The 24911-nt window shown below is 58.3% G+C and carries 20 protein-coding genes; 18 read left to right on the top strand and 2 right to left on the bottom strand.

Translation table 11 applies throughout. From position 1 onward, the window contains the following. Nucleotides 1-31: 31 nt before the first annotated feature. Both ACI77H_RS12880 and map read right to left on the bottom strand, forming a co-directional pair. Nucleotides 32-2734: a [protein-PII] uridylyltransferase gene (locus tag ACI77H_RS12880; protein ID WP_407012235.1), complete on the bottom strand. Its 2703-nt coding sequence runs from the start codon at nt 2732-2734 to the stop codon at nt 32-34. Between the two features lie 45 nt (nt 2735-2779). Beyond that, entirely contained in the window at nt 2780-3562 is a 783-nt protein-coding gene (gene map, locus ACI77H_RS12875; RefSeq protein ID WP_150630816.1) for a type I methionyl aminopeptidase, read from the bottom strand. 373 nt (nt 3563-3935) lie between these two features. Between map and rpsB the strand changes: the two genes are divergently transcribed. The 18 genes from rpsB (at nt 3936) to tilS (ending at nt 24706) form a co-directional block, all read left to right on the top strand. Next, a complete protein-coding gene (gene rpsB / locus ACI77H_RS12870; protein ID WP_003219330.1) occupies nt 3936-4673 on the top strand; it encodes a 30S ribosomal protein S2 in 738 nt (245 codons plus the stop codon). Between the two features lie 193 nt (nt 4674-4866). After that, nucleotides 4867-5730: a translation elongation factor Ts gene (gene tsf, locus ACI77H_RS12865; RefSeq protein WP_407012234.1), complete on the top strand. Its 864-nt coding sequence runs from the start codon at nt 4867-4869 to the stop codon at nt 5728-5730. Between the two features lie 210 nt (nt 5731-5940). Beyond that, complete coding sequence (gene pyrH / locus ACI77H_RS12860) at nt 5941-6684, top strand: UMP kinase (RefSeq protein WP_003172271.1); 744 nt, start codon at nt 5941-5943, stop codon at nt 6682-6684. Then, entirely contained in the window at nt 6681-7238 is a 558-nt protein-coding gene (frr, locus tag ACI77H_RS12855; protein WP_007907979.1) for a ribosome recycling factor, read from the top strand. Before pyrH ends, frr begins: the two co-directional genes overlap by 4 nt. Nucleotides 7239-7251: 13 nt before the next feature. After that, the gene (gene uppS / locus ACI77H_RS12850; RefSeq protein WP_150630814.1) at nt 7252-8007 is read left to right on the top strand and encodes a polyprenyl diphosphate synthase; all 756 of its coding nucleotides are present in this window, start codon (nt 7252-7254) and stop codon (nt 8005-8007) included. After that, nucleotides 8007-8813: a phosphatidate cytidylyltransferase gene (locus tag ACI77H_RS12845; protein WP_407012233.1), complete on the top strand. Its 807-nt coding sequence runs from the start codon at nt 8007-8009 to the stop codon at nt 8811-8813. Before uppS ends, ACI77H_RS12845 begins: the two co-directional genes overlap by 1 nt. Continuing rightward, nucleotides 8810-10000 (top strand): 1-deoxy-D-xylulose-5-phosphate reductoisomerase, encoded by a 1191-nt coding sequence (gene ispC, locus ACI77H_RS12840; protein ID WP_407012232.1) that lies wholly within the window; start codon nt 8810-8812, stop codon nt 9998-10000. The genes ACI77H_RS12845 and ispC overlap by 4 nt, the downstream gene beginning before the upstream one ends. A 53-nt stretch (nt 10001-10053) precedes the next feature. Further along, a complete protein-coding gene (rseP, locus tag ACI77H_RS12835) occupies nt 10054-11406 on the top strand; it encodes a sigma E protease regulator RseP (protein WP_407012231.1) in 1353 nt (450 codons plus the stop codon). A 74-nt stretch (nt 11407-11480) separates the two neighbouring features. After that, on the top strand, nt 11481-13859 hold the full coding sequence (gene bamA, locus ACI77H_RS12830; RefSeq protein ID WP_407012230.1) for an outer membrane protein assembly factor BamA: 2379 nt from the start codon (nt 11481-11483) through the stop codon (nt 13857-13859). A gap of 45 nt (nt 13860-13904) precedes the next feature. Beyond that, nucleotides 13905-14408, top strand: coding sequence for an OmpH family outer membrane protein (locus tag ACI77H_RS12825; protein ID WP_008028980.1), 504 nt, complete (start codon nt 13905-13907; stop codon nt 14406-14408). Nucleotides 14409-14411: 3 nt separating this feature from the next. Then, nucleotides 14412-15467, top strand: a complete 1056-nt coding sequence (gene lpxD, locus ACI77H_RS12820) for a UDP-3-O-(3-hydroxymyristoyl)glucosamine N-acyltransferase (protein WP_407012229.1) — start codon at nt 14412-14414, stop codon at nt 15465-15467. A gap of 108 nt (nt 15468-15575) precedes the next feature. Next, nucleotides 15576-16016 carry a 3-hydroxyacyl-ACP dehydratase FabZ gene (gene fabZ, locus ACI77H_RS12815; protein ID WP_008028982.1) on the top strand — a complete coding sequence of 147 codons (441 nt, stop codon included), beginning with the start codon at nt 15576-15578 and terminating at the stop codon, nt 16014-16016. Next, nucleotides 16013-16789 (top strand): acyl-ACP--UDP-N-acetylglucosamine O-acyltransferase, encoded by a 777-nt coding sequence (lpxA, locus tag ACI77H_RS12810; protein WP_407012228.1) that lies wholly within the window; start codon nt 16013-16015, stop codon nt 16787-16789. Before fabZ ends, lpxA begins: the two co-directional genes overlap by 4 nt. A 2-nt stretch (nt 16790-16791) precedes the next feature. Next, nucleotides 16792-17922: a lipid-A-disaccharide synthase gene (lpxB, locus tag ACI77H_RS12805; RefSeq protein WP_407012227.1), complete on the top strand. Its 1131-nt coding sequence runs from the start codon at nt 16792-16794 to the stop codon at nt 17920-17922. Continuing rightward, the gene (gene rnhB, locus ACI77H_RS12800; RefSeq protein ID WP_407012226.1) at nt 17919-18557 is read left to right on the top strand and encodes a ribonuclease HII; all 639 of its coding nucleotides are present in this window, start codon (nt 17919-17921) and stop codon (nt 18555-18557) included. Before lpxB ends, rnhB begins: the two co-directional genes overlap by 4 nt. A gap of 76 nt (nt 18558-18633) precedes the next feature. Continuing rightward, nucleotides 18634-22155, top strand: a complete 3522-nt coding sequence (gene dnaE, locus ACI77H_RS12795; RefSeq protein ID WP_407012225.1) for a DNA polymerase III subunit alpha — start codon at nt 18634-18636, stop codon at nt 22153-22155. 140 nt (nt 22156-22295) lie between these two features. Beyond that, nucleotides 22296-23243: an acetyl-CoA carboxylase carboxyltransferase subunit alpha gene (locus tag ACI77H_RS12790; protein ID WP_150630804.1), complete on the top strand. Its 948-nt coding sequence runs from the start codon at nt 22296-22298 to the stop codon at nt 23241-23243. A gap of 134 nt (nt 23244-23377) precedes the next feature. After that, nucleotides 23378-24706, top strand: coding sequence for a tRNA lysidine(34) synthetase TilS (tilS, locus tag ACI77H_RS12785; protein WP_407012224.1), 1329 nt, complete (start codon nt 23378-23380; stop codon nt 24704-24706). Nucleotides 24707-24911: the final 205 nt, after the last annotated feature.

Raw genomic sequence — 24911 nt, 5'->3', positions numbered from 1 at the left:
AATCCTGGCCCACAGGGAAAAAATTGTTAATTCAGATACTGATTCGCGACAGTTTGATATCGGGTTCCTGGCTGACGCTGAGTTGCTCGACAATTGCATCCTGCAAACGGCTGCACAACAGCGGGTCGGACAACGGTTGATTGTTGGCGTCGGTAATGAAGAACACGTCCTCCACGCGCTCGCCAAGCGTGGCGATCTTGGCGTTCTGCAATGACAGGTCGAACTCCAGGAATATCGTGCCGATCCGCGCCAGCAAGCCCGGGCGATCCGGGGCGCTGAGCTCCAGCACCGTCACGGGGCGCTGGGCGTCGTTGTGGATGGTCACCTGCGGCGCAAACGCAAAATGCTTGAGCTGGCGCGGCACCCGACGCTGGATGATCGTCGGGTAGTCGTCGGGGTTGCGCAGGGCTTCGGTCAGGCCTTCGCGAATCTGTTTGACCCGTGCCGGGTTATCGCCGATCGAGTCGCCGTCGGTGTCGAGCACGATGTAGGTGTCGAGGGTGAACTGGCTACTTGAGGTGATGACCCGGGCGTCGTGAATGTTCAAGTTGAGCTGATCCATCGCTGCCACGGTCACGGCGAAGAAATCGTGCTGGTCCGGTGCGTAGATGAAGATCTGCGTACCGCCCTCGAACTCGCGCTGGGTGGTTTCCTTGATCAACACCAGCGGGCCGCCATCAGCTGGCTGCTGCAGGATCGCGTCGGTGTGCCAGGCCACATCGCCGGCGGTGTGACGCAGGAAATAATCATCACCCAATTGCGACCACAATTGTTCGACGTCGTCCGGGTCGTTGCCGCCGCGCACCAGAATATCGAGGGCGGCGCTCTGGGTCTGGCGGATCTGCATTTCGCGATCCACCGGGTTTTCCAGGCCACGGCGCAAGGCGCGCTTGGTCTCGGTGTAGAGCTGGCGCAACAGGCTGGCGCGCCAGGAATTCCACAGCGTCGGGTTGGTCGCGTTGATGTCGGCGACGGTCAGCACGTACAGATAATCAAGGCGTGTTTCGTCATCAACGATCTGCGCAAAATCGTGGATCAGCTGCGGGTCGGACAAGTCCTTGCGCTGCGCCGTGGTCGACATCACCAGGTGGTTCTGCACCAGCCAGACGATCAGGCGGCTATCCCAGACCGGCAATTGATGGCGCTGGCAAAAGGCCTCGGCATCCACCGCACCGATCTCCGAGTGATCGCCATGCCGGCCCTTGCCGATGTCGTGGTACAGGCCGGCGAGGTAGATCAGCTCGGGCTTGGGCAGCTTGCCCATGAGTTTGCTGGCGAGCGGGAATTTTTCCGACACCTGCGTGTACTGCAACTTACGCAAGTGCTTGATCAGATTCAGGGTGTGCGCGTCGACCGTATAGATGTGAAACAGGTCGTGCTGCATCTGCCCGACAATGAAGCCGAACTCCGGCAAATAGCGCCCGAGAATGCCGTAACGGTTCATCCGCCGCAGGTTGCGGTGAATGCCGATTTTGCACTTGAACAGTTCGATGAACAGGCTGGTGTTGCGAATGTCGTTGCGGAAGTCGTCATCGATCAGATGCCGGTTTTCCCGCAGCAGACGAATGGTGTCGGCGCGCACGCCTTTGATTTCCGGCTGCTGGGCCATCAGCACGAAGATTTCGAGCATGGCGAACGGTGTGCGGCGGAATACGTTGTCGTTGCGCGCCTCGATGTACCCGTCGTGCAGCTGGAATCGCGAGTTGATCGGCTGCGGCGGCACTTCGTCTACCGGTGCGAGGATGAGTTCCTCGAAGTGCTGGATGATCAGGTCGCTGAGCTGGGCGATGCTCATGACCACCCGGTAATACTGCTGCATGAAATTTTCGATGGCTTGCTTGGCGTCATCGCCTTCGAAACCCAACAGCCCGGCGATCGAACGCTGGTGATCGAACAGCAAGCGGTCTTCCGAGCGACCGGCGAGCATGTGCAACGCATAGCGGACTTTCCACAGGAATTCCTGGGATGAAGCCAGCAGGGCGTTTTCGCTCTCGACCAGGAAACCTTCGCCGGCCAGTGCCCGCAGGTTCAGGGTGCCGTATTCGCGACGGGCGACCCACAGAATCGTCTGAATATCCCGCAGTCCGCCGGGCGAGCCTTTGACGTTGGGTTCCAGGTTGTATTCGGTGTCGTTGTACTTGTGGTGACGGGCCTTCTGCTCGGCGCGCTTGGCCAGGAAGAAGTCCTTGCTTGGCCACATGTGCGCGGTGCTGGTGACGTCAAGCATGCGCTGGCGCAAACGCTCGGGGCCGCAGATGGTGCGGCTTTCCATCAGGTTGGTGACAACCGTCAGGTCGGCGCGCGCTTCAACGGCGCATTCGTCGACCGAGCGAACGCTCTGACCGACTTCCAGGCCGATGTCCCACAACAACGTCAGAAAACGCTCAATGGAATCGCGGAAAACTTCGTGGTCAGCGCTGTCCAGCAGAATCAGCAAATCGATATCGGAATAAGGGTGCAACTCACCACGACCGTAGCCGCCGACCGCGACCAGCGCGATGTCGGCGTCTTCGCTCCAGTTGAACTGCTCCCAGGCCTTTTGCAGGATGTTATCGACGAACCAGGCACGATCCTCGATCAGCCGGCGGATCTCCCGGCCGCTGCGAAAGCGCCCGTCGAGCACCTCGCGCGCCTGGCGGATCGCCTTCTTGAAGGCCGCGATCGGGCTGGCCTTCAGGGCCAGTTCAGCCTGGAACTGGCCACGGTCGAAGAGTTCGGGATCCACCTGCGGCATCGATTGGCTTTCCTTTCTGTAAGGCTGAGAGCTGTGCGGAGCGGATCAGGCCGAAACGCGCGGGATGGTGTCGTCGCTGCGCAGGGTGAAGATCTCGTAACCGGTGTCGGTCACCACCAGGGTGTGTTCCCACTGGGCCGAGAGCTTGCGGTCCTTGGTGATCGCGGTCCAGCCATCGCCCAGCACCTTGGTGTCGGCCTTGCCCTGGTTGATCATCGGCTCGATGGTGAAGGTCATGCCCGCTTTCAGCTCCATGCCAGTGCCGGCGCGGCCGTAGTGCAGGATCTGCGGCTCTTCGTGAAACACCTTGCCAATGCCGTGGCCGCAGAACTCGCGAACCACCGAGAAACCGTTCTTTTCGGCGTGCTTCTGGATCACTTCACCGATGTCGCCCAGGCGGCAGCCGGGTTTGACGATTTCGATGGCCTTGTACATGCATTCCTGGGTCACTTGCGACAGGCGCTCGGCCCAGACCGGCACGGTGCCGACGTGGAACATGCGGCTGGTGTCGCCGTGGTAACCGTCCTTGATCACGGTGACGTCGATGTTCAGCGTGTCGCCATCCTTCAGCGGCTTCTCGTTCGGGATGCCGTGGCAGACCACGTGGTTGATCGAGGTGCAGATCGACTTCGGGTAGCCTTTGTAGTTGAGCGGGGCGGGGATGGCCTGCTGCACGTTGACGATGTAGTCGTGGCAGATGCGGTCCAGCTCTTCGGTGGTGATGCCTGGCTTGACATGTTCAGCAATCATTTCCAGCACATCGGCGGCCAGTTTGCCGGCGACACGCATTTTTGCGATGTCCTCCGGGGTTTTGAGGGTGACGGTCATACAGGCTCTCTCTACGCTCGATGGCGCTTGTCAAAACGGAATGGGCAGTGTGCGATCAATCTTCGCCGCCCTGAAAAACGCGATTCTAACAGACGAACAGCGCAAATCTGAGCCTCTGTACATCGCTTCTATCTATAGATAGGCGCATTCTTGAGCGATTCCAAGGGCGCGGATAAAGGCGCGCATCAGGAATTGAGAATCCTGGTTCCGTTTTTTGCAGCCTTGTGATATAAAATGCGCCGCTTTCCGGGGATACCCCGAAAGGCTTAAATCCACACACGTGTCGACACGATGACCTGGGTGCCTTCAGCTGATGCTGCTGGTTGGTCATTGGGATACGTGGAGGCCAAACCCGACTTATTAAGGAACTATCATGTCCCAAGTCAACATGCGCGATATGCTGAAGGCCGGTGTGCACTTCGGTCACCAGACCCGTTACTGGAACCCGAAAATGGGTAAATACATTTTCGGCGCGCGTAACAAGATCCACATCATCAACCTTGAAAAAACCCTGCCAATGTTCAACGAAGCTCTGACTTTCGTAGAGCGTCTGGCCCAGGGCAAAAACAAGATTCTGTTCGTCGGCACCAAGCGTTCCGCTGGCAAGATCGTTGCTGAAGAAGCAGCACGTTGCGGTTCGCCGTACGTCGATCACCGCTGGTTGGGCGGCATGCTGACCAACTTCAAAACCATCCGTGCTTCCATCAAGCGTCTGCGTGACCTTGAAGTACAAGCCGAAGACGGTACTTTCGCCAAGCTGACCAAGAAAGAAGCGCTGATGCGCACTCGCGATCTTGAGAAGCTCGATCGTTCCCTGGGTGGTATCAAGGACATGGGCGGTCTGCCAGACGCTCTGTTCGTTATCGACGTTGATCACGAGCGTATCGCGATCACCGAAGCCAACAAACTGGGCATCCCGGTTATCGGCGTAGTCGATACCAACAGCAGCCCGGAAGGCGTTGACTACATCATCCCAGGCAACGATGACGCAATCCGCGCTATCCAGTTGTACATGGGTTCGATGGCTGACGCAGTAATCCGCGGTCGCAACCACGTTGCTGGCGGCACCGAGCAGTTCGTTGAAGAAGCTCCGGTAGCAGCGGCTGAGTAATTGACGCCTTGGCGTTGACTCAGTAAGCAAAAAGGGGGCTTGGCCCCCTTTTTGCCACCTCGAAAACCATTTGTCTGGTGGCGCAATTACAGCGTTTGTAACTTGCAGCTGCTAACAAGGGTGGTTCGGGAAGAATTGAACGCCCGTTCGATCGGGTGGAATGGTTGATAACCTATCCAAGAGGATTTTTGAAATGGCAGAGATTACTGCAGCGTTGGTCAAAGAACTGCGCGAGCGTACTGGCGAAGGCATGATGGACTGCAAAAAGGCCTTGACCAAGGCTGGCGGCGACATCGAAAAAGCCATTGATGACATGCGTGCTTCGGGCGCCATCAAGGCTGCCAAGAAAGCTGGCAACGTTGCCGCTGAAGGCTCGATCGCTCTGAAAGAAGACGGTAAAACCGCCGTTCTGCTGGAAGTGAACTCGCAGACCGACTTCCTGGCTTTGCAGGATGACTTCAAGGCATTCGTTGCTTCCAGCGTTGAAAAAGCATTCGCTGACAAGCTGACTGATGTTGCTCCGCTGATCGAAGCGCAAGAAGCTGCTCGCCTGGTACTGGTCGGCAAGGTTGGCGAAAACGTCAACATCCGTCGCCTGGCACGCGTTGAAGGTGACGTTGTTGGTGGTTACCTGCACGGCAACAAGATCGGTGTTGCAGTTGTCCTGAAAGGCGGCACTGTTGAGCTGGCCAAGGACATCGCTATGCACGTAGCGGCGACCAACCCTGAATTCCTGCTGCCATCGGAAGTTTCCGCTGAAGCGGTTGAGCGTGAGAAGGGCGTGTTCCTTACCCTCAACGCTGACAAGATCGCTGGCAAGCCAGAAAACATCGTTGAAAACATGGTCAAAGGCCGTATCAGCAAGTTCCTGGCTGAGGCTTCCCTGGTTGAGCAGGCGTTCGTCAAGAACCCTGAGATCAAGGTTGGCGAACTGGCCAAGAAAGCCGGTGCTGAAATCGTTTCTTTCACTTACTTCAAAGTAGGCGAAGGCATCGAGAAGCCGGTCGACAACTTCGCTGAAGAAGTTGCTGCCCAGCTGGCTGCCGCCAAGCAATAAGATGGTTTTTTAACTGTCGCCCTGAAGAGGCTGCCCGCTTACGCGCGCAGCCTCTTTTCAGATGGGGCACCAATTTTTAATTGGTTTCCTTTTGGAACTGGCTTACAAAGCCATGTTCCGATGGCGCTGAAGCAGTGCCAAGCTAGAGTGAACGCCAGCTGTAAACAGCTCGCAAAGAATTTTTAAAATACGCCGCAGGAGAGATTCGCAATGGCTCAGCAGGGCAGTGGTTATCAGGCTCGCTATAAACGCATTCTACTCAAGCTTAGCGGCGAGGCCCTGATGGGCTCGGAAGAGTTCGGGATTGATCCGAAAGTTCTGGACCGCATGGCGCTGGAAGTCGGCCAACTGGTCGGCATCGGCGTTCAGGTCGGTCTGGTGATCGGCGGCGGCAACCTGTTCCGCGGTGCAGCGCTGAGCGCGGCCGGCATGGATCGGGTCACCGGCGACCACATGGGCATGCTGGCCACCGTGATGAATGCCTTGGCCATGCGCGACGCGCTGGAACGTGCCAATATCTCGGCCATCGTGATGTCGGCGATTTCCATGGTGGGCGTGACCGATCACTACGATCGCCGCAAAGCCATGCGCCACCTGAATGCCAAGGAAGTCGTGATCTTCGCGGCCGGTACCGGCAATCCGTTCTTCACCACGGATTCGGCAGCCTGCCTGCGAGCAATCGAAATCGATGCCGATGTCGTGCTCAAGGCGACCAAGGTCGATGGCGTCTACACCGCTGACCCATTCAAAGACCCGCATGCCGAGAAGTTCGATCATCTGACCTACGATGAAGTACTGGATCGCAAGCTGGGTGTGATGGACCTGACTGCCATTTGCCTGTGCCGCGACCACAAGATGCCGTTGCGCGTATTTAACATGAACAAGCCCGGCGCCCTGCTGAACATCGTGCATGGCGGCGCTGAAGGGACCCTGATCGAGGAAGGCCAACAATGATCAACGAAATCAAGAAAGACGCTCAAGAGCGCATGAAAAAATCCGTGGAGTCGCTGGCGCACAACTTCGGCCGTATTCGTACCGGCCAGGCGCACCCAAGCATTCTGGAAGGCGTGATGGTGCCGTATTACGGTTCCGACACTCCGATCAAGCAGGTAGCGAACATCACCGTTAAAGACGCCCGTACCCTGCAAGTCGTTGCCTTTGAGCGCAACATGCTCGGTGCGGTCGACAAAGCCATCGGTAGCGCGGGTCTGAACCTCAACCCGACCAACCTGGGTGAGTTGCTGCTGATCTCCATGCCGGCCCTGACCGAAGAAACCCGCAAGGGCTTCACCAAGCAGGCTCGCGATGTTGCTGAAGACGCCCGTGTTGCGGTGCGCAACATCCGTCGTGATGCGAACAGCCAGCTCAAGGACCTGGTCAAGGAAAAAGAAATCAGCGAAGACGAAGAGCGTCGTGCTACTGGCGAGATCGACGATTTGACCAAGAAGTACGTGGCTGAAATCGACGCAAATCTGGCGCAAAAAGAAAAAGACCTGATGGCCGTATAAGGGTCGCGTTTTCATGGAAAAGACCAAGCAGACTGTGCCCTCCGCGGTGCCGCGCCATGTCGCGATCATCATGGATGGTAATAATCGCTGGGCGAAAAAACGCTTTATGCCAGGTGTCGCCGGGCATAAAGCGGGCGTGGATGCGGTTCGTGCGGTGATCGAGGTGTGTGCCGAGGCCAAGGTCGAAGTGTTGACCCTGTTCGCCTTCTCCAGTGAGAACTGGCAGCGTCCGGCCGATGAAGTCAGCGCCTTGATGGACCTGTTCTTCAAGGCATTGCGTCGTGAGGCCAAGCGCCTCAACGACAACAACATCAGTCTTCGCATCATTGGTGATCGTTCGCGTTTCCATCCAGAGCTTCAAGCTGCGATGCGTGAGGCGGAAGCGATGACCGCGGGCGCCAATCGCTTCGTCTTGCAGATAGCTGCCAATTACGGCGGTCAGTGGGACATCGCGCAAGCCGCACAGCGTCTGGCGCGAGAAGTTCAGGCCGGGCATCTGCGTCCGGAAGACATCACCCCGGAACTGTTGCAAACCTGTCTGGCCACTGGCGATCTGCCGTTGCCGGACTTGTGCATCCGTACCGGTGGCGAACACCGCATCAGCAACTTCCTGCTGTGGCAACTGGCTTACGCCGAGTTGTACTTCTCCGACCTGTTCTGGCCGGACTTCAAACACGACGCCATGCGCACCGCGCTGGCCGATTTCGCTTCTCGCCAGCGCCGCTTCGGTAAAACGAGCGAGCAGGTCGAGGCTGGAGCCCGGGTTTAATGCTCAAACAACGAATCATCACCGCGCTGATCCTGCTGCCGATTGCCTTGTGCGGGTTTTTCCTGCTCGAAGGCTCGGGCTTCGCGCTGTTCATCGGACTGGTCGTGACCCTTGGTGCCTGGGAGTGGTCGCGTCTGGCGGGCTTCACTGAGCAGCCGATCCGTGTTGCTTATGCGGCAGTGGTCGCGTTGATGCTGTTTGTCATGCACATCCTGCCGGGGCTGGCGCCTTGGGTACTGGGCGCTTCGGTGTTGTGGTGGGGCGTGGCGACGTATCTGGTGCTGACGTATCCTCGTTCCAGTGCGCATTGGTCCAGTGCCGCCTGCAAGCTGGTGATCGGTCTGCTGATCCTTTTGCCGGCCTGGCAGGGTCTGGTCCAGATCAAGCAGGAAGCCTTGGGTAACTGGCTGATCATGGCGGTCATGGTGCTGGTCTGGGGCGCCGACATCGGTGCTTACTTTTCCGGCCGGGCCTTTGGCAAGCGCAAGCTGGCACCGCAGGTCAGTCCGGGCAAAAGCTGGGAAGGCGTGTATGGCGGCCTCGCACTGAGCCTGGTAATTACCGCCATCGTCGGTCTCGTGCGTGACTGGAGCTTCGCCCAGATGCTGATGGGCCTGGTCGGCGCCGCAGTGATCGTGTTCATTTCGGTGGTGGGCGACCTCACCGAAAGCATGTTCAAGCGCCAGTCCGGGATCAAGGACAGTAGCAATCTGCTGCCAGGTCATGGTGGTGTGCTTGATCGCATCGACAGTCTGACGGCAGCGATCCCTGTGTTCGCGGTATTGCTGTGGATGGCAGCACCGTGAACCGCCCACAACAGATTACCGTTCTGGGGGCTACCGGCTCGATCGGTTTGAGCACGCTCGACGTCATTGCCCGTCATCCCGAGCGTTATCAGGTATTCGCCTTGAGCGGTTTCACTCGTCTGAGTGAGTTATTCGCGTTGTGCGTGCGCCATATGCCACGGTTTGCCGTTGTGCCAGAGCAGGGCGCTGCCCGAGGCTTGCAGGACGATTTGCGTGCGGCAGGACTGTCGACCCGCGTTCTGGTGGGGGAGGAAGGGCTGTGTCAGGTCGCCGCCGATCCTGAAGTCGATGCCGTCATGGCGGCCATCGTCGGTGCGGCGGGCCTGCGCCCGACCCTGGCGGCGGTCGAAGCCGGCAAGAAAATACTGCTGGCCAACAAAGAAGCACTGGTGATGTCCGGTGCGTTGTTCATGCAGGCTGTGCGTAAAAGCGGTTCGGTGCTGCTGCCGATTGATAGCGAGCACAACGCGATTTTCCAGTGCATGCCACAGGATTTCGCCCGTGGACTGGGTGCGGTCGGTGTTCGTCGGATTTTGCTGACGGCATCTGGCGGTCCTTTCCGGCAGACGCCTATGGCTGAATTGGTGCATGTAACCCCGGATCAAGCGTGTGCCCACCCGAACTGGTCCATGGGGCGCAAGATTTCGGTGGATTCGGCCAGCATGATGAATAAAGGGCTTGAGCTGATCGAAGCCTGCTGGCTGTTTGACGCCAAGCCTTCGCAGGTAGAAGTGGTGATTCACCCACAGAGCGTGATTCATTCGCTGGTCGATTACATCGATGGTTCGGTCCTGGCTCAACTGGGCAATCCCGACATGCGTACACCGATCGCCAATGCGCTGGCCTGGCCGGAGCGTATCGATTCCGGTGTCGCGCCGCTGGATCTGTTTGCCATTGCACGTCTGGATTTTCAGGCCCCCGATGAACAGCGCTTCCCCTGTCTGCGCCTGGCGCGTCAGGCCGCAGAGGCCGGCAATAGCGCGCCAGCCATGCTCAATGCGGCGAATGAAGTGGCGGTTGCGGCGTTTCTCGACGGGCGGGTTCGCTATCTGGAAATCGCGAGTATCATCGAAGAAGTCTTGAGTCTCGAGCCTGTGGTTGTGGTGGATGATCTTGAGGCGGTGTTCACGGCTGACGCGAAAGCGCGAGTACTGGCCGGGCAGTGGTTGAGTCGTCACGGGCGGTAAGTGCTGCAATACGTAGGCCCATGCAGCACTGGATAAGATTGCGGAGAAAGTAGATGAGCGCGCTCTATATGATTGTCGGCACCCTGGTCGCCCTGGGCGTGCTGGTCACCTTCCACGAGTTCGGCCATTTTTGGGTCGCGCGTCGCTGTGGGGTCAAAGTGCTGCGTTTCTCCGTGGGCTTTGGTATGCCGTTGCTGCGCTGGCACGACAAGCAAGGCACTGAGTTCGTGGTTGCCGCCATCCCGCTGGGTGGCTACGTGAAAATGCTCGACGAGCGCGAAGGCGAAGTGCCGGCCGATCAGCTCGATCAATCCTTCAATCGCAAATCCGTCCGTCAGCGCATTGCTATCGTGTCGGCGGGGCCGATTGCCAACTTCTTGCTGGCGATGATTTTTTTCTGGGTACTCGCCATGTTCGGCAGCGAGCAGGTGCGCCCGGTCATCGGTGCCGTTGAATCCGGCAGTATTGCCGCCAAGGCCGGTTTGAGTCCGGGTCAGGAGATTGTTGCCATTGATGGTGAGCCGACTTCGGGTTGGGGCGCAGTTAATCTGCAACTGGTTCGACGTCTCGGCGAGAGCGGCTCCCTTCAAGTGGTGGTCCGTGAGCAGGGTTCCACGGCGGATTCGCCGCGTGAGCTGATGCTGGATAAATGGCTGAAGGGCGCAGATGAGCCGGATCCGATTCGCTCGCTGGGTATCCGTCCTTGGCGTCCTGCGCTGCCCCCTGTTTTGGCTGAACTCGATCCGAAAGGTCCTGCGCAAACGGCCGGCCTGAAAACCGGCGATCGGTTGTTGGCCCTGGATGGCAAGCCTCTGGACGACTGGCAGCAGGTGGTCGATATAGTCCGTATGCATCCGGATACCAAAATCCTGCTGCGCGTCGAACGCGATAGTGCTCAAATCGACGTCCCTGTGACGCTGGCTGCTCGCGGCGAAAAAAAGTCGCCCAGTGGTTATCTCGGCGCCGGGGTGAAAGCAATCGAGTGGCCACCAGAGATGATTCGCGAGGTCAGTTACGGTCCTTTGGCCGCGATTGGCGAGGGGGCTCGACGCACCTGGACCATGAGCGTACTGACCCTGGATTCGCTCAAGAAAATGTTGTTCGGCGAGCTCTCGGTAAAAAACTTGAGTGGACCGATAACCATTGCTAAAGTGGCGGGCGCTTCTGCCCAGTCGGGCGTCGCTGATTTCCTGAATTTCCTTGCTTATCTGAGTATTAGCCTGGGAGTTCTGAATTTGTTGCCCATTCCTGTACTGGATGGGGGGCATTTGTTGTTTTATCTGATCGAGTGGGTGCGTGGTCGCCCCTTGTCGGATCGGGTGCAGGGTTGGGGGATACAGATCGGCATCAGTTTGGTGGTCGGGGTGATGTTGCTCGCTCTGGTCAATGATTTGGGTCGTCTGTAACACTTCGCTGAATTGCGAATCTGCCGCATTTTGCGGCAGTTTGTTTATTGCCAGTTGGAATAAGAAAGGACTTCATGAAACGTCTGCTGCTAACTGCGGTTCTCACCGTATTGATGATCGCCGAAGTTCACGCCGAGTCCTTCACTATCTCTGATATTCGCGTCAATGGCCTCCAGCGGGTCTCCGCGGGTAGCGTCTTTGGTGCCTTGCCGTTGAACGTCGGTGAACAGGCGGATGATCGTCGCCTGGTGGAATCCACTCGTGCGCTGTTCAAAACCGGGTTCTTTCAAGATATCCAGCTGGGCCGTGATGGCAACGTCCTGGTCATCACGGTAGTCGAGCGTCCGTCCGTCGCCAGTATCGAGATCGAGGGTAACAAGGCGATCTCCACTGAAGACCTGATGAAGGGCCTCAAACAGTCCGGTCTGGCGGAAGGCGAGATCTTCCAGCGCGCCACCCTCGAAGGTGTTCGCAACGAGCTGCAGCGCCAGTACGTCGCTCAGGGTCGCTACTCGGCTACCGTCGACACCGAAGTGGTGCCGCAGCCGCGTAACCGTGTCGGCCTGAAGGTCAATATCAACGAAGGCACCGTTGCAGCTATCCAGCACATCAACGTGGTGGGTAACACGGTTTTCCCCGATGAAGACCTGATCGATCTGTTTGAACTCAAGACCACCAACTGGCTGTCGTTCTTCAAGAATGACGACAAGTACGCTCGTGAAAAGCTTTCCGGTGACCTGGAGCGTCTGCGTTCCTACTACCTGGACCGCGGCTATATCAATATGGATATCGCTTCGACCCAGGTATCGATTACCCCAGACAAGAAACACGTCTACATCACCGTCAACGTCAACGAAGGCGAGAAGTACACCGTTCGTGACGTCAAACTGAGCGGCGACCTGAAAGTTCCTGAAGACCAGGTCAAGTCCCTGTTGCTCGTGCAGAAAGGCCAGGTGTTCTCGCGCAAGCTGATGACCACCACGTCCGAACTGATCACCCGTCGTCTGGGTAACGAGGGTTATACCTTCGCCAACGTCAACGGCGTGCCTCAGCCGCACGATGAAGACCACACTGTCGATATCACTTTCGCGGTCGATCCGGGCAAACGTGCTTACGTGAACCGCATCAACTTCCGGGGCAACACCAAGTCCGAAGACGAAGTGCTGCGCCGTGAAATGCGTCAGATGGAAGGCGGGTGGGCTTCGACTTACCTGATCGACCAATCCAAGACCCGTCTCGAACGTCTGGGCTTCTTCAAGGAAGTCAACGTCGAAACCCCGGCTGTACCGGGTGTCGATGACCAGGTTGACGTGAATTACAGCGTTGAAGAACAAGCGTCCGGTTCGATTACGGCCAGCGTCGGCTTTGCACAGAGTGCCGGCCTGATCCTCGGTGGTTCGATCACCCAGAACAACTTCCTCGGTACCGGTAACAAGGTCAGCATTGGCTTGACCCGCAGTCAATACCAGAGCCGCTATAACTTCGGTTATGTCGACCCGTACTGGACTGCTGACGGTGTGAGCCTGGGTTACAACGCGTTCTATCGCACCACTGACTACAAAGACCTCGATGTCGACGTAGCAAGCTATGCCGTAGATAGCCTGGGTGCTGGCGCAAGTGTCGGTTACCCGATCAGCGAAACGTCGCGTCTGACCTTTGGCCTGACTGCGCAACAAGACAAGATCAAGACCGGTGTGTACACCGTTGACGAGATCTTCAACTTCGTTAACAAGGAAGGCGATAACTACCTGAACTTCAAGGCTTCGGCCGGTTGGTCCGAGTCGACCCTGAACAAGGGCGTGCTGGCGACCCGTGGTCATTCGCAAAGCTTGGTGCTGGAAACCACGACGCCGGGCAGCGACCTGTCGTTCTTCAAGCTCGACTACCGTGGCCAGTTGTTCCAGCCATTGTCCGAAAACTACACCATGCGCCTGCATACCGAACTGGGTTATGGCGACGGCTACGGCTCGACCGATGGCCTGCCATTCTATGAAAACTACTATGCTGGTGGTTTCAACTCGGTTCGTGGCTTCAAGGACAGCACCCTGGGTCCTCGCAGTACGCCGAGCCGCGGCACCAACCCAGGCACGGCGTTTGATCCGGACCAGGATCCGCTGCCGTTCGGTGGTAATGTCCTGATCCAGGGCGGGGTAGAGGTTCTGTTCCCTCTGCCGTTCGTCAAGGATCAGCGTTCCCTGCGTACCTCGGTATTCTGGGACGTGGGTAACGTTTTCGACTCGACATGCAAAGACACCACCAACGCGAACGGTTCGTCGTCCAACACCAAGTGCAACGACATCAGCCTGAGCAACATGGCCAGTTCTGTCGGTGTGGGTGTGACATGGGTCACCGCGCTGGGGCCTCTGAGTTTCGCGTTGGCCATGCCAGTCAAGAAACCGGATAACAACGCTGAAACTCAAGTGTTCCAATTCTCCCTCGGCCAGACGTTCTAAGCGTCTGACCCAAGATAACGACAATGGATTTTGTAGGAGTGCATCGTGCGTAAGTTGACTCAATTGGTTCTCCTGGCGACCGTACTGGTAGCAGGTCCGGCTTTTGCCGACATGAAAATCGCCGTTCTGAACTATCAAATGGCTCTGCTGGAATCCGATGCGGCCAAGAAGTACGCCGTGGATGCCGAGAAGAAGTTTGGCCCGCAGCTGACCAAGCTCAAGACGCTGGAAAGCAGTGCCAAGGGTATCCAGGACCGCCTGATGGCTGGCGGCGACAAGATGCAGCAAGGCGAGCGTGAGCGCTTGGAGCTCGAGTTCAAGCAAAAGGCTCGTGACTTCCAGTTCCAATCCAAGGAATTGAACGAAGCCAAAGCCGTTGCCGACCGTGAAATGCTGAAGCAGCTCAAGCCGAAACTGGACAGCGCTGTGGAAGAAGTCATCAAGAAAGGTGCTTTTGACCTGGTCTTCGAGCGTGGCGCAGTGATTGATGTCAAACCTCAGTACGACATCACTCGCCAGGTTATCGAGCGCATGAATCAGCTGAAGTAATCCATGACAGCGACCATAAAACTCGGCCAGTTGGCCGAGTTCCTCGGCGCCACTCTACGTGGCGATCCGGAGAAGGAAATTACTGGGCTAGCCACTTTGCAAGAGGCTGGCCCAGCTCAGTTGAGCTTTCTGGCAAATCCTCAATACCGCAAATTCCTGGCTGAAAGCCGGGCTGCAGCTTTGTTGCTGAAAGCCGCTGATGCTGAAGGTTTTGCCGGGAATGTATTGGTAGTACCTGATCCTTACGCCGCCTACGCGCGTGTTTCTCACCTGTTCGATCCCAAGCCCAAGGCGGCTGCCGGCATTCATCCGACCGCAGTGATTGCGGCGGACGCGGTGGTTGATCCAGCGGCGAGCATCGGTGCCTTTGTGGTCATTGAGAGCGGGGCGCGAGTTGATGCAGGTACGACCATCGGCGCACATTGCTTCATCGGAGCTCGTAGCGTTATCGGTGAAGGTGGCTGGCTCGCACCGCGCGTCACCCTGTATCACGATGTGCGCATCGGCAAGCGGGTGGTGATTCAATCCGGTGCGGTACTGGGTGGTGAAGGCTTCGGCTTTGCCAACGAGAAAGGCATCTGGCAGAAAATTGCCCAGATCGGTGGCGTTCTGGTCGGTGACGATGTGGAGATTGGCGTGAATACTGCCATCGATCGCGGCGCACTGGCCGATACCGTTCTTGGCAATGGCGTCAAGCTCGACAATCAGATTCAGATTGCCCACAACGTCCAGGTCGGTGATCACACCGCCATGGCCGCTTGCGTGGGCATTTCCGGCAGCACCAAAATCGGCAAGCATTGCATGCTCGCCGGTGGCGTAGGGCTGGTGGGGCATATCGAAATTTGCGACAAGGTTTTCATTACCGGGATGACCATGGTGACCCACTCGATTACCGAGCCGGGCTCCTATTCTTCCGGTACGGCCATGCAACCGGCTGCCGAATGGCGCAAAAGCGCGGCACGTATCCGTCAGCTCGATGACATCGCGCGGCGGCTACGACAGCTGGAAAAGCGGACAGGGGAAGTGACCCCTGACGGTAATGCTTCATCAGATGGCTGATACCATTTCCATATCAAGTGTGCACAGCCGCTAGACTGCCTCCTTGATTTGCTAGAGGAGCGCGCGTCAGTCGCGCGTTCCCAATCTTTACATAGGCTTCCTCCCGAAATGATGGACATCAACGAGATTCGCGAATACCTGCCTCACCGTTACCCGTTCCTGCTGGTGGACCGGGTCGTGGATCTGGATGTGGAAGGCAAGCGCATTCGCGCCTACAAGAATGTCAGCATCAACGAACCGTTCTTCAATGGTCACTTCCCTGCGCATCCAATCATGCCGGGCGTGTTGATCATCGAGGCGATGGCCCAGGCTGCCGGGATCCTTGGTTTCAAGATGCTGGACGTGAAGCCGGCTGATGGCACCCTGTACTACTTCGTTGGCTCCGACAAACTGCGTTTCCGTCAGCCGGTCAAGCCTGGTGACCAGTTGATCCTTGAAGCCACGTTCATCAGCTGCAAGCGCAAGATCTGGAAGTTCGAATGCCAGGCCTCTGTGGATGGCAAGCCGGTCTGCTCGGCCGAGATCATCTGTGCGGAACAAAAAGTATGAGTTTGATTGACCCTCGCGCAATCATCGATCCGACGGCCGTCCTGGCCGACGACGTCGAGGTCGGCCCTTGGTCGATCATCGGCGCTGGTGTGGAAATCGGCGAGGGGACAGTGATCGGGCCGCATGTGATTCTCAAGGGCCCGACCCGAATCGGTAAGCACAACCGCATCTACCAGTTTTCTTCGGTAGGCGAAGACACGCCCGATCTGAAATACAAGGGCGAAGAAACACGCCTGGTCATCGGCGATCATAACGTCATCCGTGAAGGCGTGACGATTCATCGCGGGACCATTCAGGACCGTTCGGAAACAACCCTGGGCGATCACAACCTGATCATGGCCTACGCTCACATCGGCCACGACAGCGTCATCGGCAACCACTGCATCCTGGTTAACAACACCGCGTTGGCAGGTCATGTGCACGTTGAAGACTGGGCGATCCTGTCCGGTTTTACCCTGGTTCACCAGTATTGCCACATCGGCGCCCACAGCTTTTCCGGTATGGGCACTGCCATTGGCAAGGACGTTCCAGCGTACGTCACGGTGTTCGGCAACCCGGCCGAAGCTCGCAGCATGAACTTCGAAGGCATGCGCCGTCGTGGTTTCAGCGAAGACGCGATCCACGCGCTACGTCGTGCCTACAAGGTGGTTTATCGCCAGGGCCTGACGGTTGAGCAAGCACTCGCTGAACTGGCCGAACCCTCGGCACAGTTTCCGGAAGTCGCGGTGTTCCGTGACTCCATCCAGTGCTCGACACGCGGTATCACGCGTTAATCATGGCTAATCTGCGTATTGCGCTGGTGGCGGGTGAAGCTTCCGGTGACATTCTGGGCGCCGGTCTCATGCGCGCGCTCAAGGCACAGCATCCGGCAGTCGAGTTCATTGGTGTCGGTGGACCGCTGATGCAGGCCGAAGGCCTGACCTCGTATTTTCCGATGGAGCGTCTCTCGGTCATGGGCCTGGTGGAAGTGCTGGGTCGGCTGCGCGAGTTGCTCAAGCGCCGCAAGCAGCTGATTGCGGACCTGATCGCCGAGAAACCGGACGTGTTCATCGGTATCGATGCGCCGGACTTCAACCTCAATATCGAACTCAAGCTGCGTCAGGCCGGGATCAAGACCGTGCATTACGTCAGCCCGTCGGTGTGGGCGTGGCGGCAGAAGCGGGTGCTGAAGATTCGCGAAGGTTGCGACCTGATGCTGACGCTGTTCCCGTTCGAAGCGAAATTCTATGAAGAGAAGGGCGTGCCGGTGCGGTTTGTCGGGCACTCGCTGGCCGATGCGATCCCCCTTGAAGCGGATCGCAGCGCGGCACGGGCGGAACTCGGTTTGCCGGAAGGACCGCTGGTCGCGCTGATGCCCGGCAGTCGAGGTGGCGAAGTGGGGCGTCTCGGTGCGTTGTTCCTCGATACCGCCCAGCGTCTGCGCGCCCTGCGTCCTGGCGTGCGGTTCGTCATGCCTTGCGCCAGTCCTCAGCGCCGTGTGCAGCTTGAAGAGTTGCTGGCCGGTCGCGATCTGCCGCTGACCCTGCTCGACGGCAAGTCCCATCTGGCGCTGGCGGCCTGCGACGCAGTGTTGATTGCCTCCGGAACGGCGACCCTTGAAGCGCTGTTGTACAAGCGGCCGATGGTGGTGGCTTATCGCCTGGCACCGCTGACGTTCTGGATTCTCAAGCGCATGGTGAAAAGTCCTTACGTCTCGTTGCCGAACCTGCTGGCCCAGCGCCTGTTGGTGCCTGAATTGTTGCAGGACGATGCAACGGTCGAAGCCCTGGCCCAGACGTTGTCGCCCCTGATAGAAGGTGGCGAAGAGCAGACGCGCGGCTTCGACGAAATCCACCGAACCTTGCGCCTGGATGCCTCCAATCAGGCAGCGGACGCGGTCCTGAATCTGATCGGCAATACACAATGACCAAAGCACAACAGATGGGCCTCGATTTCACCCTGGTCGCCGAAGTCGAAGAGCTGGTTGCCGGTGTTGACGAAGTCGGTCGCGGCCCGCTCTGTGGCGCCGTGGTGACCGCCGCTGTGATCCTCGATCCGAACCGTCCGATCCTCGGCCTCAACGACTCGAAGAAGCTCACCGAAGCCCGCCGTGAAAAGCTCTACGACGAAATCTGCGAAAAGGCCCTGAGCTGGTGCATCGCCCGCGCGGAAGTCGAGGAAATCGACGAGCTGAACATCCTCCATGCCACCATGCTGGCCATGCAGCGTGCGATCGAAGGCCTGCACATTCAGCCGAAACTGGCGATGATCGACGGCAACCGTTGCCCGAAGTTGTCCATGCGCGCTGAAGCTGTGGTCAAGGGCGACAGCAAGGTTCCGGCCATCGCCGCCGCCTCGATTCTGGCCAAGGTCAGCCGCGACCGTGAAATGGCGGCATTCGAACTGATTTACCCGGGTTACGGGATCGGTGGCCACAAAGGGTACCCGACGCCCGTTCATCTGGAAGCGCTGGCACGCTTGGGCCCGACGCCGATTCATCGCCGCTCGTTTGCGCCTGTACGGCTGGCGTATGAAGCGCGCGAAAGCCTCATAGAGAGTTAGTCGCAAGGCTGATGTTTTCGCCAAGGCCCGGTACAATCCGGGCCTTGTTGTTTTCATGACATAACGCAGGATCACTATGCCGGCTTCATTCGTTCACCTACGCCTGCACACTGAATACTCCCTGGTCGACGGTCTGGTGCGGATCAAACCGCTGGTCAAGACCCTGGTCGGCATGAACATGCCTGCCGTAGCGGTCACTGACCAGAACAACATGTGTTCCCTGGTCAAATTCTATAAAGCCTCGATGGGCGCAGGCATCAAGCCGATTTGTGGCGCCGACCTGTGGCTGTCGAACAAGGATCCGGACAACGCCCTGAGCCGGATCAGCCTGCTCGCGATGAACGCTGTCGGCTATCGCAACCTGACCGAACTGATTTCCCGTGGTTTCATCGATGGCCAGCGCAATGGTTCGGTGATCATCGAGCGCGAATGGGTGGCCGAGGCCAGCGAAGGCTTGATCATGCTGTCGGCGGCGAAAGAAGGTGAAATCGGCCTGGCCATGCTCAGCGGCAATCCGGCGGAAGCGGAAAAACTGGCGCGCGAATGGATGGCGGTGTTCCCGGATCGCTTTTACCTGGAAATCCAGCGCACCAATCGCCCCAATGACGAAGAGCAATTGCACGGCGCCGTGGCCCTGGCCGAGAAAATCGGTGCGCCACTGGTCGCGACCAACGATGTGCGTTTCATCAAACAGGAAGACTTCGCCGCTCACGAAACCCGCGTCTGCATCGGTGAGGGCCGCGCCCTCGATGATCCGCGGCGGTCGAAGAATTACAGCGATCAGCAATACCTCAAAAGCGCCGAGGAAATGGCCGAGCTGTTCAGCGACATTCCCGAAGCGCTGGAAAACACCGTCGAGATCGCCAAGCGCTGCAACATCGAAGTGAAGCTGGGTACGCACTTTCTGCCCAACTTCCCGATTCCCGATGGCATGACCATCGACGAGTATTTCCGCAAGGTGTCCTTCGATGGTCTGGAAGAGCGCCTCAGCGTTCTGCTCCCCAGAGACACCACCGAAGACTATGAGACCAAGCGCCAGGTCTACGTCGACCGGTTGAATTTCGAGCTGGATATCATCATCCAGATGGGCTTCCCCGGTTACTTCCTGATCGTGATGGACTTTATCCAGTGGGCCAAGAGCAACGGCGTGCCGGTAGGTCCTGGCCGGGGTTCGGGTGCCGGCTCGCTGGTGGCCTATGTGCAGAAGATCACCGACCTCGACCCGCTGGAATACGACCTGCTGTTCGAACGTTTCCTCAACCCTGAACGGGTATCGATGCCCGACTTCGACGTCGACTTCTGCATGGACGGTCGTGACCGGGTGATCGACTATGTGGCCGAGAAATACGGCCGCAACGCGGTAAGCCAGATCATCACATTCGGTTCCATGGCCGCCAAGGCTGTGGTCCGTGACGTGGCGCGGGTGCAGGGCAAGTCCTACGGTCTGGCGGATCGTCTGTCGAAGATGATTCCGTTCGAAGTCGGCATGACCCTGGAAAAAGCCTACGAGCAGGAAGAAATTCTCCGTGACTTCATCAAGGTCGATGAAGAAGCCGCGGAAATCTGGGAAATGGCGCGCAAGCTCGAAGGCGTTGTGCGTAACGTCGGCAAGCACGCCGGTGGTGTGGTGATCGCGCCGACCAAACTGACCGACTTCTCGCCGATCTATTGCGACGAGGCCGGTGACGGCCTGGTAACCCAGTTCGACAAGGACGACGTTGAAGCCGCCGGTCTGGTGAAGTTCGACTTCCTCGGCCTGCGGACCCTGACGGTCATCGACTGGGCGCTGAAAACCATCAACCGCGATCGCGCCAAGGTCGACGAGCCGCCGCTGGACATCGCGTTCATCCCGCTTGACGACAAGCCGACTTACCAACTGCTGCAAAAAGCTGAAACCACCGCGGTGTTCCAGCTCGAGTCGCGCGGCATGAAAGAGCTGATCAAAAAGCTCAAGCCCGACTGCCTGGAAGACTTGATCGCACTGGTGGCCCTGTTCCGTCCGGGCCCCTTGCAATCCGGCATGGTTGACGACTTCATCAACCGCAAGCACGGTCGCGCCGAACTTGCGTACCCGCACTCGGACTACCAGTACGAGGGCTTGAAACCGGTTCTGGCGCCGACGTACGGCATCATCCTGTATCAGGAACAGGTGATGCAGATTGCTCAGGTCATGGCCGGTTACACCCTCGGCGGTGCGGACATGCTGCGGCGGGCCATGGGTAAGAAAAAGCCCGAAGAAATGGCCAAGCAGCGTGGCGGTTTCATTGAAGGTTGCAAGACCAACAATATCGAAGCCGATCTGGCCGGTAACATTTTTGACCTGGTGGAAAAATTCGCCGGTTATGGCTTCAACAAATCCCACTCCGCCGCTTACGGGCTGGTGTCTTACCAGACCGCGTGGCTGAAAACGCACTACCCGGCGCCGTTCATGGCTGCGGTACTGTCGGCGGATATGCACAACACCGACAAGGTCGTGACCTTGATCGAAGAAATTCGCACCATGAAGCTGCGTCTCGACGCGCCGGATGTGAATACTTCGGAGTTCAAGTTCACGGTGAATGACGAAGGCCGCATCATTTACGGCCTCGGCGCGATCAAGGGTGTGGGCGAAGGACCGGTCGAGGCGATCACCGAGGCGCGTCAGGACGGGCCGTTCAAGGACCTTTTCGATTTCTGCGCCCGTGTCGACCTCAAACGCATCAACAAGCGCACCCTGGACGGTTTGATCCGCAGTGGTGCGCTGGATCGTCTGGGGCCCTATTTCCATGACGAACCGAAAGCCTACCAAGCGAGCATCGACCAGAACCGCGCGGTGTTACTGAATGCGATGGAAGGGGCGATCAAGGCCGCCGAACAAACCGCTCGCACCCACGACAGTGGCCACGCCGACCTGTTTGGCGGGCTGTTTGTCGAGGAGGATGCAGACGTCTACGCCAATCACCGCAAGGCGAAAGAGCTGACCCTCAAGGAACGCCTGAAAGGTGAGAAAGACACCCTGGGCCTGTACCTGACCGGTCACCCGATAGACGAATACGAAGGTGAAATCCGCCGGTTTGCCCGTCAGCGCATCATCGACCTGAAGCCGGCTCGGGATACGCAGACCGTCGCGGGCATGATCATCGCCCTGCGTGTGATGAAGAACAAAAAGGGCGACAAAATGGGGTTCATCACCCTTGACGATCGCTCCGGGCGGATCGAAGCTTCGTTGTTCGCCGACGCGTTCCATTCGGCGCAGTCGCTGTTGCAGACCGACGCAATGGTTGTTGTCGAAGGTGAAGTCAGCAACGACGATTTCTCCGGCGGTTTGCGCCTGCGGGTCAAGCGGGTGATGAGCATGGAAGATGCGCGCACCAACCTGGCCGAAAGCCTGCGTTTGAAGCTGCAGACCAAAGATTTGAAGGGCGATCAGCTACGCTGGCTGGGTGAGCTGTTCAAGCGTCACCGCGGTGCGTGCCCGATCACCATGGAGTACACGAGCCCCGATGCGAAGGCCTTGCTGCAGTTCGGCGAGACCTGGCGAATCGACCCGGCGGATGCGTTGATTCAAGCCCTGCGTGACCAGTTCGGGCGAGACAACGTCTTCCTCCAATACCGTTGACGGTCAGGTGCCTTCCATACGCCCTGATCTCGACCTGAATTTTTAATCTCGACCTGAACGCGCCTGTCCCTTAAGGTAGGGCGCGAATAGACAACCGGCCGGCCCAAGCTCTCTTGGATGTCGACCCAAGACGGACGCCTATGAACCCGAATTTTCTAGATTTCGAACAGCCGATCGCCGACCTGCAAGCCAAGATCGAAGAGTTGCGCTTGGTCGGTAACGACAATTCGCTGAATATCGGCGATGAGATCTCCCGCCTGCAGGACAAAAGCAGCACGCTGACCGAAGACATCTTCGGCAAGCTGACCAGCTGGCAGATCGCGCGTCTGGCGCGTCACCCGAAACGTCCCTATACCCTGGACTACATCGAACACATCTTCACCGAGTTCGACGAATTGCACGGCGACCGTCACTTCTCCGACGACGCTGCCATCGTTGGCGGCGTAGCCCGTCTGGATGACCAGCCGGTGATGATCATCGGTCACCAGAAAGGCCGCGAAGTGCGCGAGAAGGTTCGCCGCAACTTTGGCATGCCGCGCCCGGAAGGCTACCGCAAGGCGTGCCGCCTGATGGAAATGGCCGAACGGTTCAAAATGCCGATCCTGACCTTCATTGATACGCCAGGTGCTTACCCAGGCATCGACGCTGAAGAGCGCAACCAAAGCGAAGCGATTGCCTGGAACCTGCGTGTCATGGCTCGCCTGAAAACCCCGATCATCGCCACCGTAATCGGTGAAGGTGGTTCCGGTGGTGCACTGGCAATCGGCGTGTGCGATCAGCTGAACATGCTGCAGTACTCGACCTACGCGGTGATTTCGCCGGAAGGTTGCGCGTCGATTCTGTGGAAAACCGCCGAGAAAGCACCGGATGCCGCTGAAGCCATGGGCATCACCGCCGAGCGCCTGAAAGGCCTGGGCATCGTCGACAAAGTGATCGGCGAGCCTTTGGGCGGCGCTCATCGTGATCCGGCGGCAGCCGCAGCTTCGATCCGTGCCGAGCTGACCTCGCAACTGGCGATGCTGAAGAAGTTCGATAACGAAGCGCTGCTCAAGCGCCGTTACGATCGACTGATGAGCTACGGTCTCTGATCTGACCTCGCTGTACCCATGTGGGAGCGAGCTTGCTCGCGATGGCGGCTGAACATTCAACAAACAGGTTGGCTGTTACACCGCTATCGCGAGCAAGCTCGCTCCCACATTTGATTTGTGGCCAAGTGAACATTATGAGTTCATCCAGCGTTGATCTGCCCACCAGGCTTCTTCTGAACCTGGCTCCTTGGCTCAATGCCACAACCTGGCGCATCGCCTTCTCCGGTGGTCTTGATTCCACGGTCCTTCTTCACCTTCTTGCCCATCTCGCAAAAACCAAGCCCCTCCCCGAGCTCAAAGCCATTCACATTCATCACGGCCTTCAGGCTGCGGCGGACGCGTGGCCGGAGCATTGCCAGTCGGTCTGTGACGCCCTGGGTGTGCCGCTTCAAGTGGTTCGCGTGCAGGTTCAGCCCGGTGCCAGCCTTGAGCGTGCGGCCCGGGATGCGCGTTATGAAGCGTTCACCGAGGCCACCCGGGCCAATGAACTGCTGCTGACCGGCCAGCATCGCGACGATCAGGCGGAAACCCTGTTGTTCCGATTGCTGCGTGGGGCAGGGGTGAGAGGGTTGTCGGGGATGCCGCGTCAACGTGTGTTGGGCAATGGGCATCTGTTGCGACCCTTGCTCGATATTTCGCGAGCAGAGTTGGAGGGGTACGCGAACCAGCACTCATTGAGCTGGATCGAGGACCCCTCAAACCAGGATCGACAGTTCTCGCGCAATTACCTGCGGCATCAGGTGTTCCCCGTGCTGACCGAGCGCTGGCCTCAAGCGATGGCGACAATGGCCCGCAGCGCCGCGCATCTTGGCGAAGCGCAGGAACTGCTCGATGATCTGGCGCAAATCGATCTGGCCCACGCCAGTTCCATCAGTGAATTCGCTTGGCTGGGGGTACCGTCCCTTGAGCTTTCGACGCTTGCCAACCTGTCCGCTGCTCGTCAGAGAAATGCGCTGAGTCATTGGCTCTCTGCATTGACTCGTTTGCCGGACAGCGACCATTGGTCGGGTTGGGAGGATTTGCGTGATGCCGCCGCGGATGCTCGTCCGGTCTGGCGCTTGGCCGATGGCGAATTGCATCGCGCGGGCGGGCGGATCTGGTGGCTGTCGGGCGGTTGGCTGCGAACGCCGCCGCCCGTGGCTGAATGGTCTGATCCCTCGCTATCGTTGACGTTGCCGGACAACGGCCTGCTCACACTCACCGGTCAAACCCCCGATGGCCCGCTGCATATCCGCTATCGTAAGGGAGGCGAGGTGATGAATCTTCCGGGTCGTGGCCACCGTGATCTGAAGCGTTTGCTCAACGAACGCAGTGTGCCGGGCTTCGTCCGTGGCAGATTGCCGCTGCTGTACAGGGGCGAGCAATTGCTGGCGGTGGCGAGCTTACGGGGCTTGAATGGCAGTGAGCAGAGCGGCTGGAATTTGCATTGGCAGCCACCGAACGAAGATCAAGGTTTGAGCTGAAAGGGGCTTTCCGGTAGACTACGCTCCCTTCTTGATACAACTTCTGTGGATTCGCCTGAATCGCAGGAGTTGCCGATTACCAAGCAGTCTTTGCTGGGCGATTCCAAAAAATGTGTAGCGAGCAACCTACCGGTGTTTCATCTACCGGTCTGTCCCAACGCGGCGGTTTTTTTGAAAGGTGCACTGTGATTAATGCAGGTGATCG

The sequence above is a fragment of the Pseudomonas sp. O230 genome, from assembly GCF_045447035.1.
Lineage (GTDB): Bacteria > Pseudomonadota > Gammaproteobacteria > Pseudomonadales > Pseudomonadaceae > Aquipseudomonas.
Note: the sequence above shows the minus strand (reverse complement) of the source record. Positions and strands in the feature narration are given on the sequence as shown.

Coding starts and splice junctions, on each gene's coding strand:
- ACI77H_RS12880 (WP_407012235.1), bottom strand. CDS start 2,734: ATGCCGCAGGTGGATCCCGAACTCTTCGACCGTGGCCAGTTCCAGGCT.
- map (WP_150630816.1), bottom strand. CDS start 3,562: ATGACCGTCACCCTCAAAACCCCGGAGGACATCGCAAAAATGCGTGTC.
- rpsB (WP_003219330.1), top strand. CDS start 3,936: ATGTCCCAAGTCAACATGCGCGATATGCTGAAGGCCGGTGTGCACTTC.
- tsf (WP_407012234.1), top strand. CDS start 4,867: ATGGCAGAGATTACTGCAGCGTTGGTCAAAGAACTGCGCGAGCGTACT.
- pyrH (WP_003172271.1), top strand. CDS start 5,941: ATGGCTCAGCAGGGCAGTGGTTATCAGGCTCGCTATAAACGCATTCTA.
- frr (WP_007907979.1), top strand. CDS start 6,681: ATGATCAACGAAATCAAGAAAGACGCTCAAGAGCGCATGAAAAAATCC.
- uppS (WP_150630814.1), top strand. CDS start 7,252: ATGGAAAAGACCAAGCAGACTGTGCCCTCCGCGGTGCCGCGCCATGTC.
- ACI77H_RS12845 (WP_407012233.1), top strand. CDS start 8,007: ATGCTCAAACAACGAATCATCACCGCGCTGATCCTGCTGCCGATTGCC.
- rseP (WP_407012231.1), top strand. CDS start 10,054: ATGAGCGCGCTCTATATGATTGTCGGCACCCTGGTCGCCCTGGGCGTG.
- bamA (WP_407012230.1), top strand. CDS start 11,481: ATGAAACGTCTGCTGCTAACTGCGGTTCTCACCGTATTGATGATCGCC.
- lpxD (WP_407012229.1), top strand. CDS start 14,412: ATGACAGCGACCATAAAACTCGGCCAGTTGGCCGAGTTCCTCGGCGCC.
- fabZ (WP_008028982.1), top strand. CDS start 15,576: ATGATGGACATCAACGAGATTCGCGAATACCTGCCTCACCGTTACCCG.
- lpxA (WP_407012228.1), top strand. CDS start 16,013: ATGAGTTTGATTGACCCTCGCGCAATCATCGATCCGACGGCCGTCCTG.
- lpxB (WP_407012227.1), top strand. CDS start 16,792: ATGGCTAATCTGCGTATTGCGCTGGTGGCGGGTGAAGCTTCCGGTGAC.
- rnhB (WP_407012226.1), top strand. CDS start 17,919: ATGACCAAAGCACAACAGATGGGCCTCGATTTCACCCTGGTCGCCGAA.
- dnaE (WP_407012225.1), top strand. CDS start 18,634: ATGCCGGCTTCATTCGTTCACCTACGCCTGCACACTGAATACTCCCTG.
- ACI77H_RS12790 (WP_150630804.1), top strand. CDS start 22,296: ATGAACCCGAATTTTCTAGATTTCGAACAGCCGATCGCCGACCTGCAA.
- tilS (WP_407012224.1), top strand. CDS start 23,378: ATGAGTTCATCCAGCGTTGATCTGCCCACCAGGCTTCTTCTGAACCTG.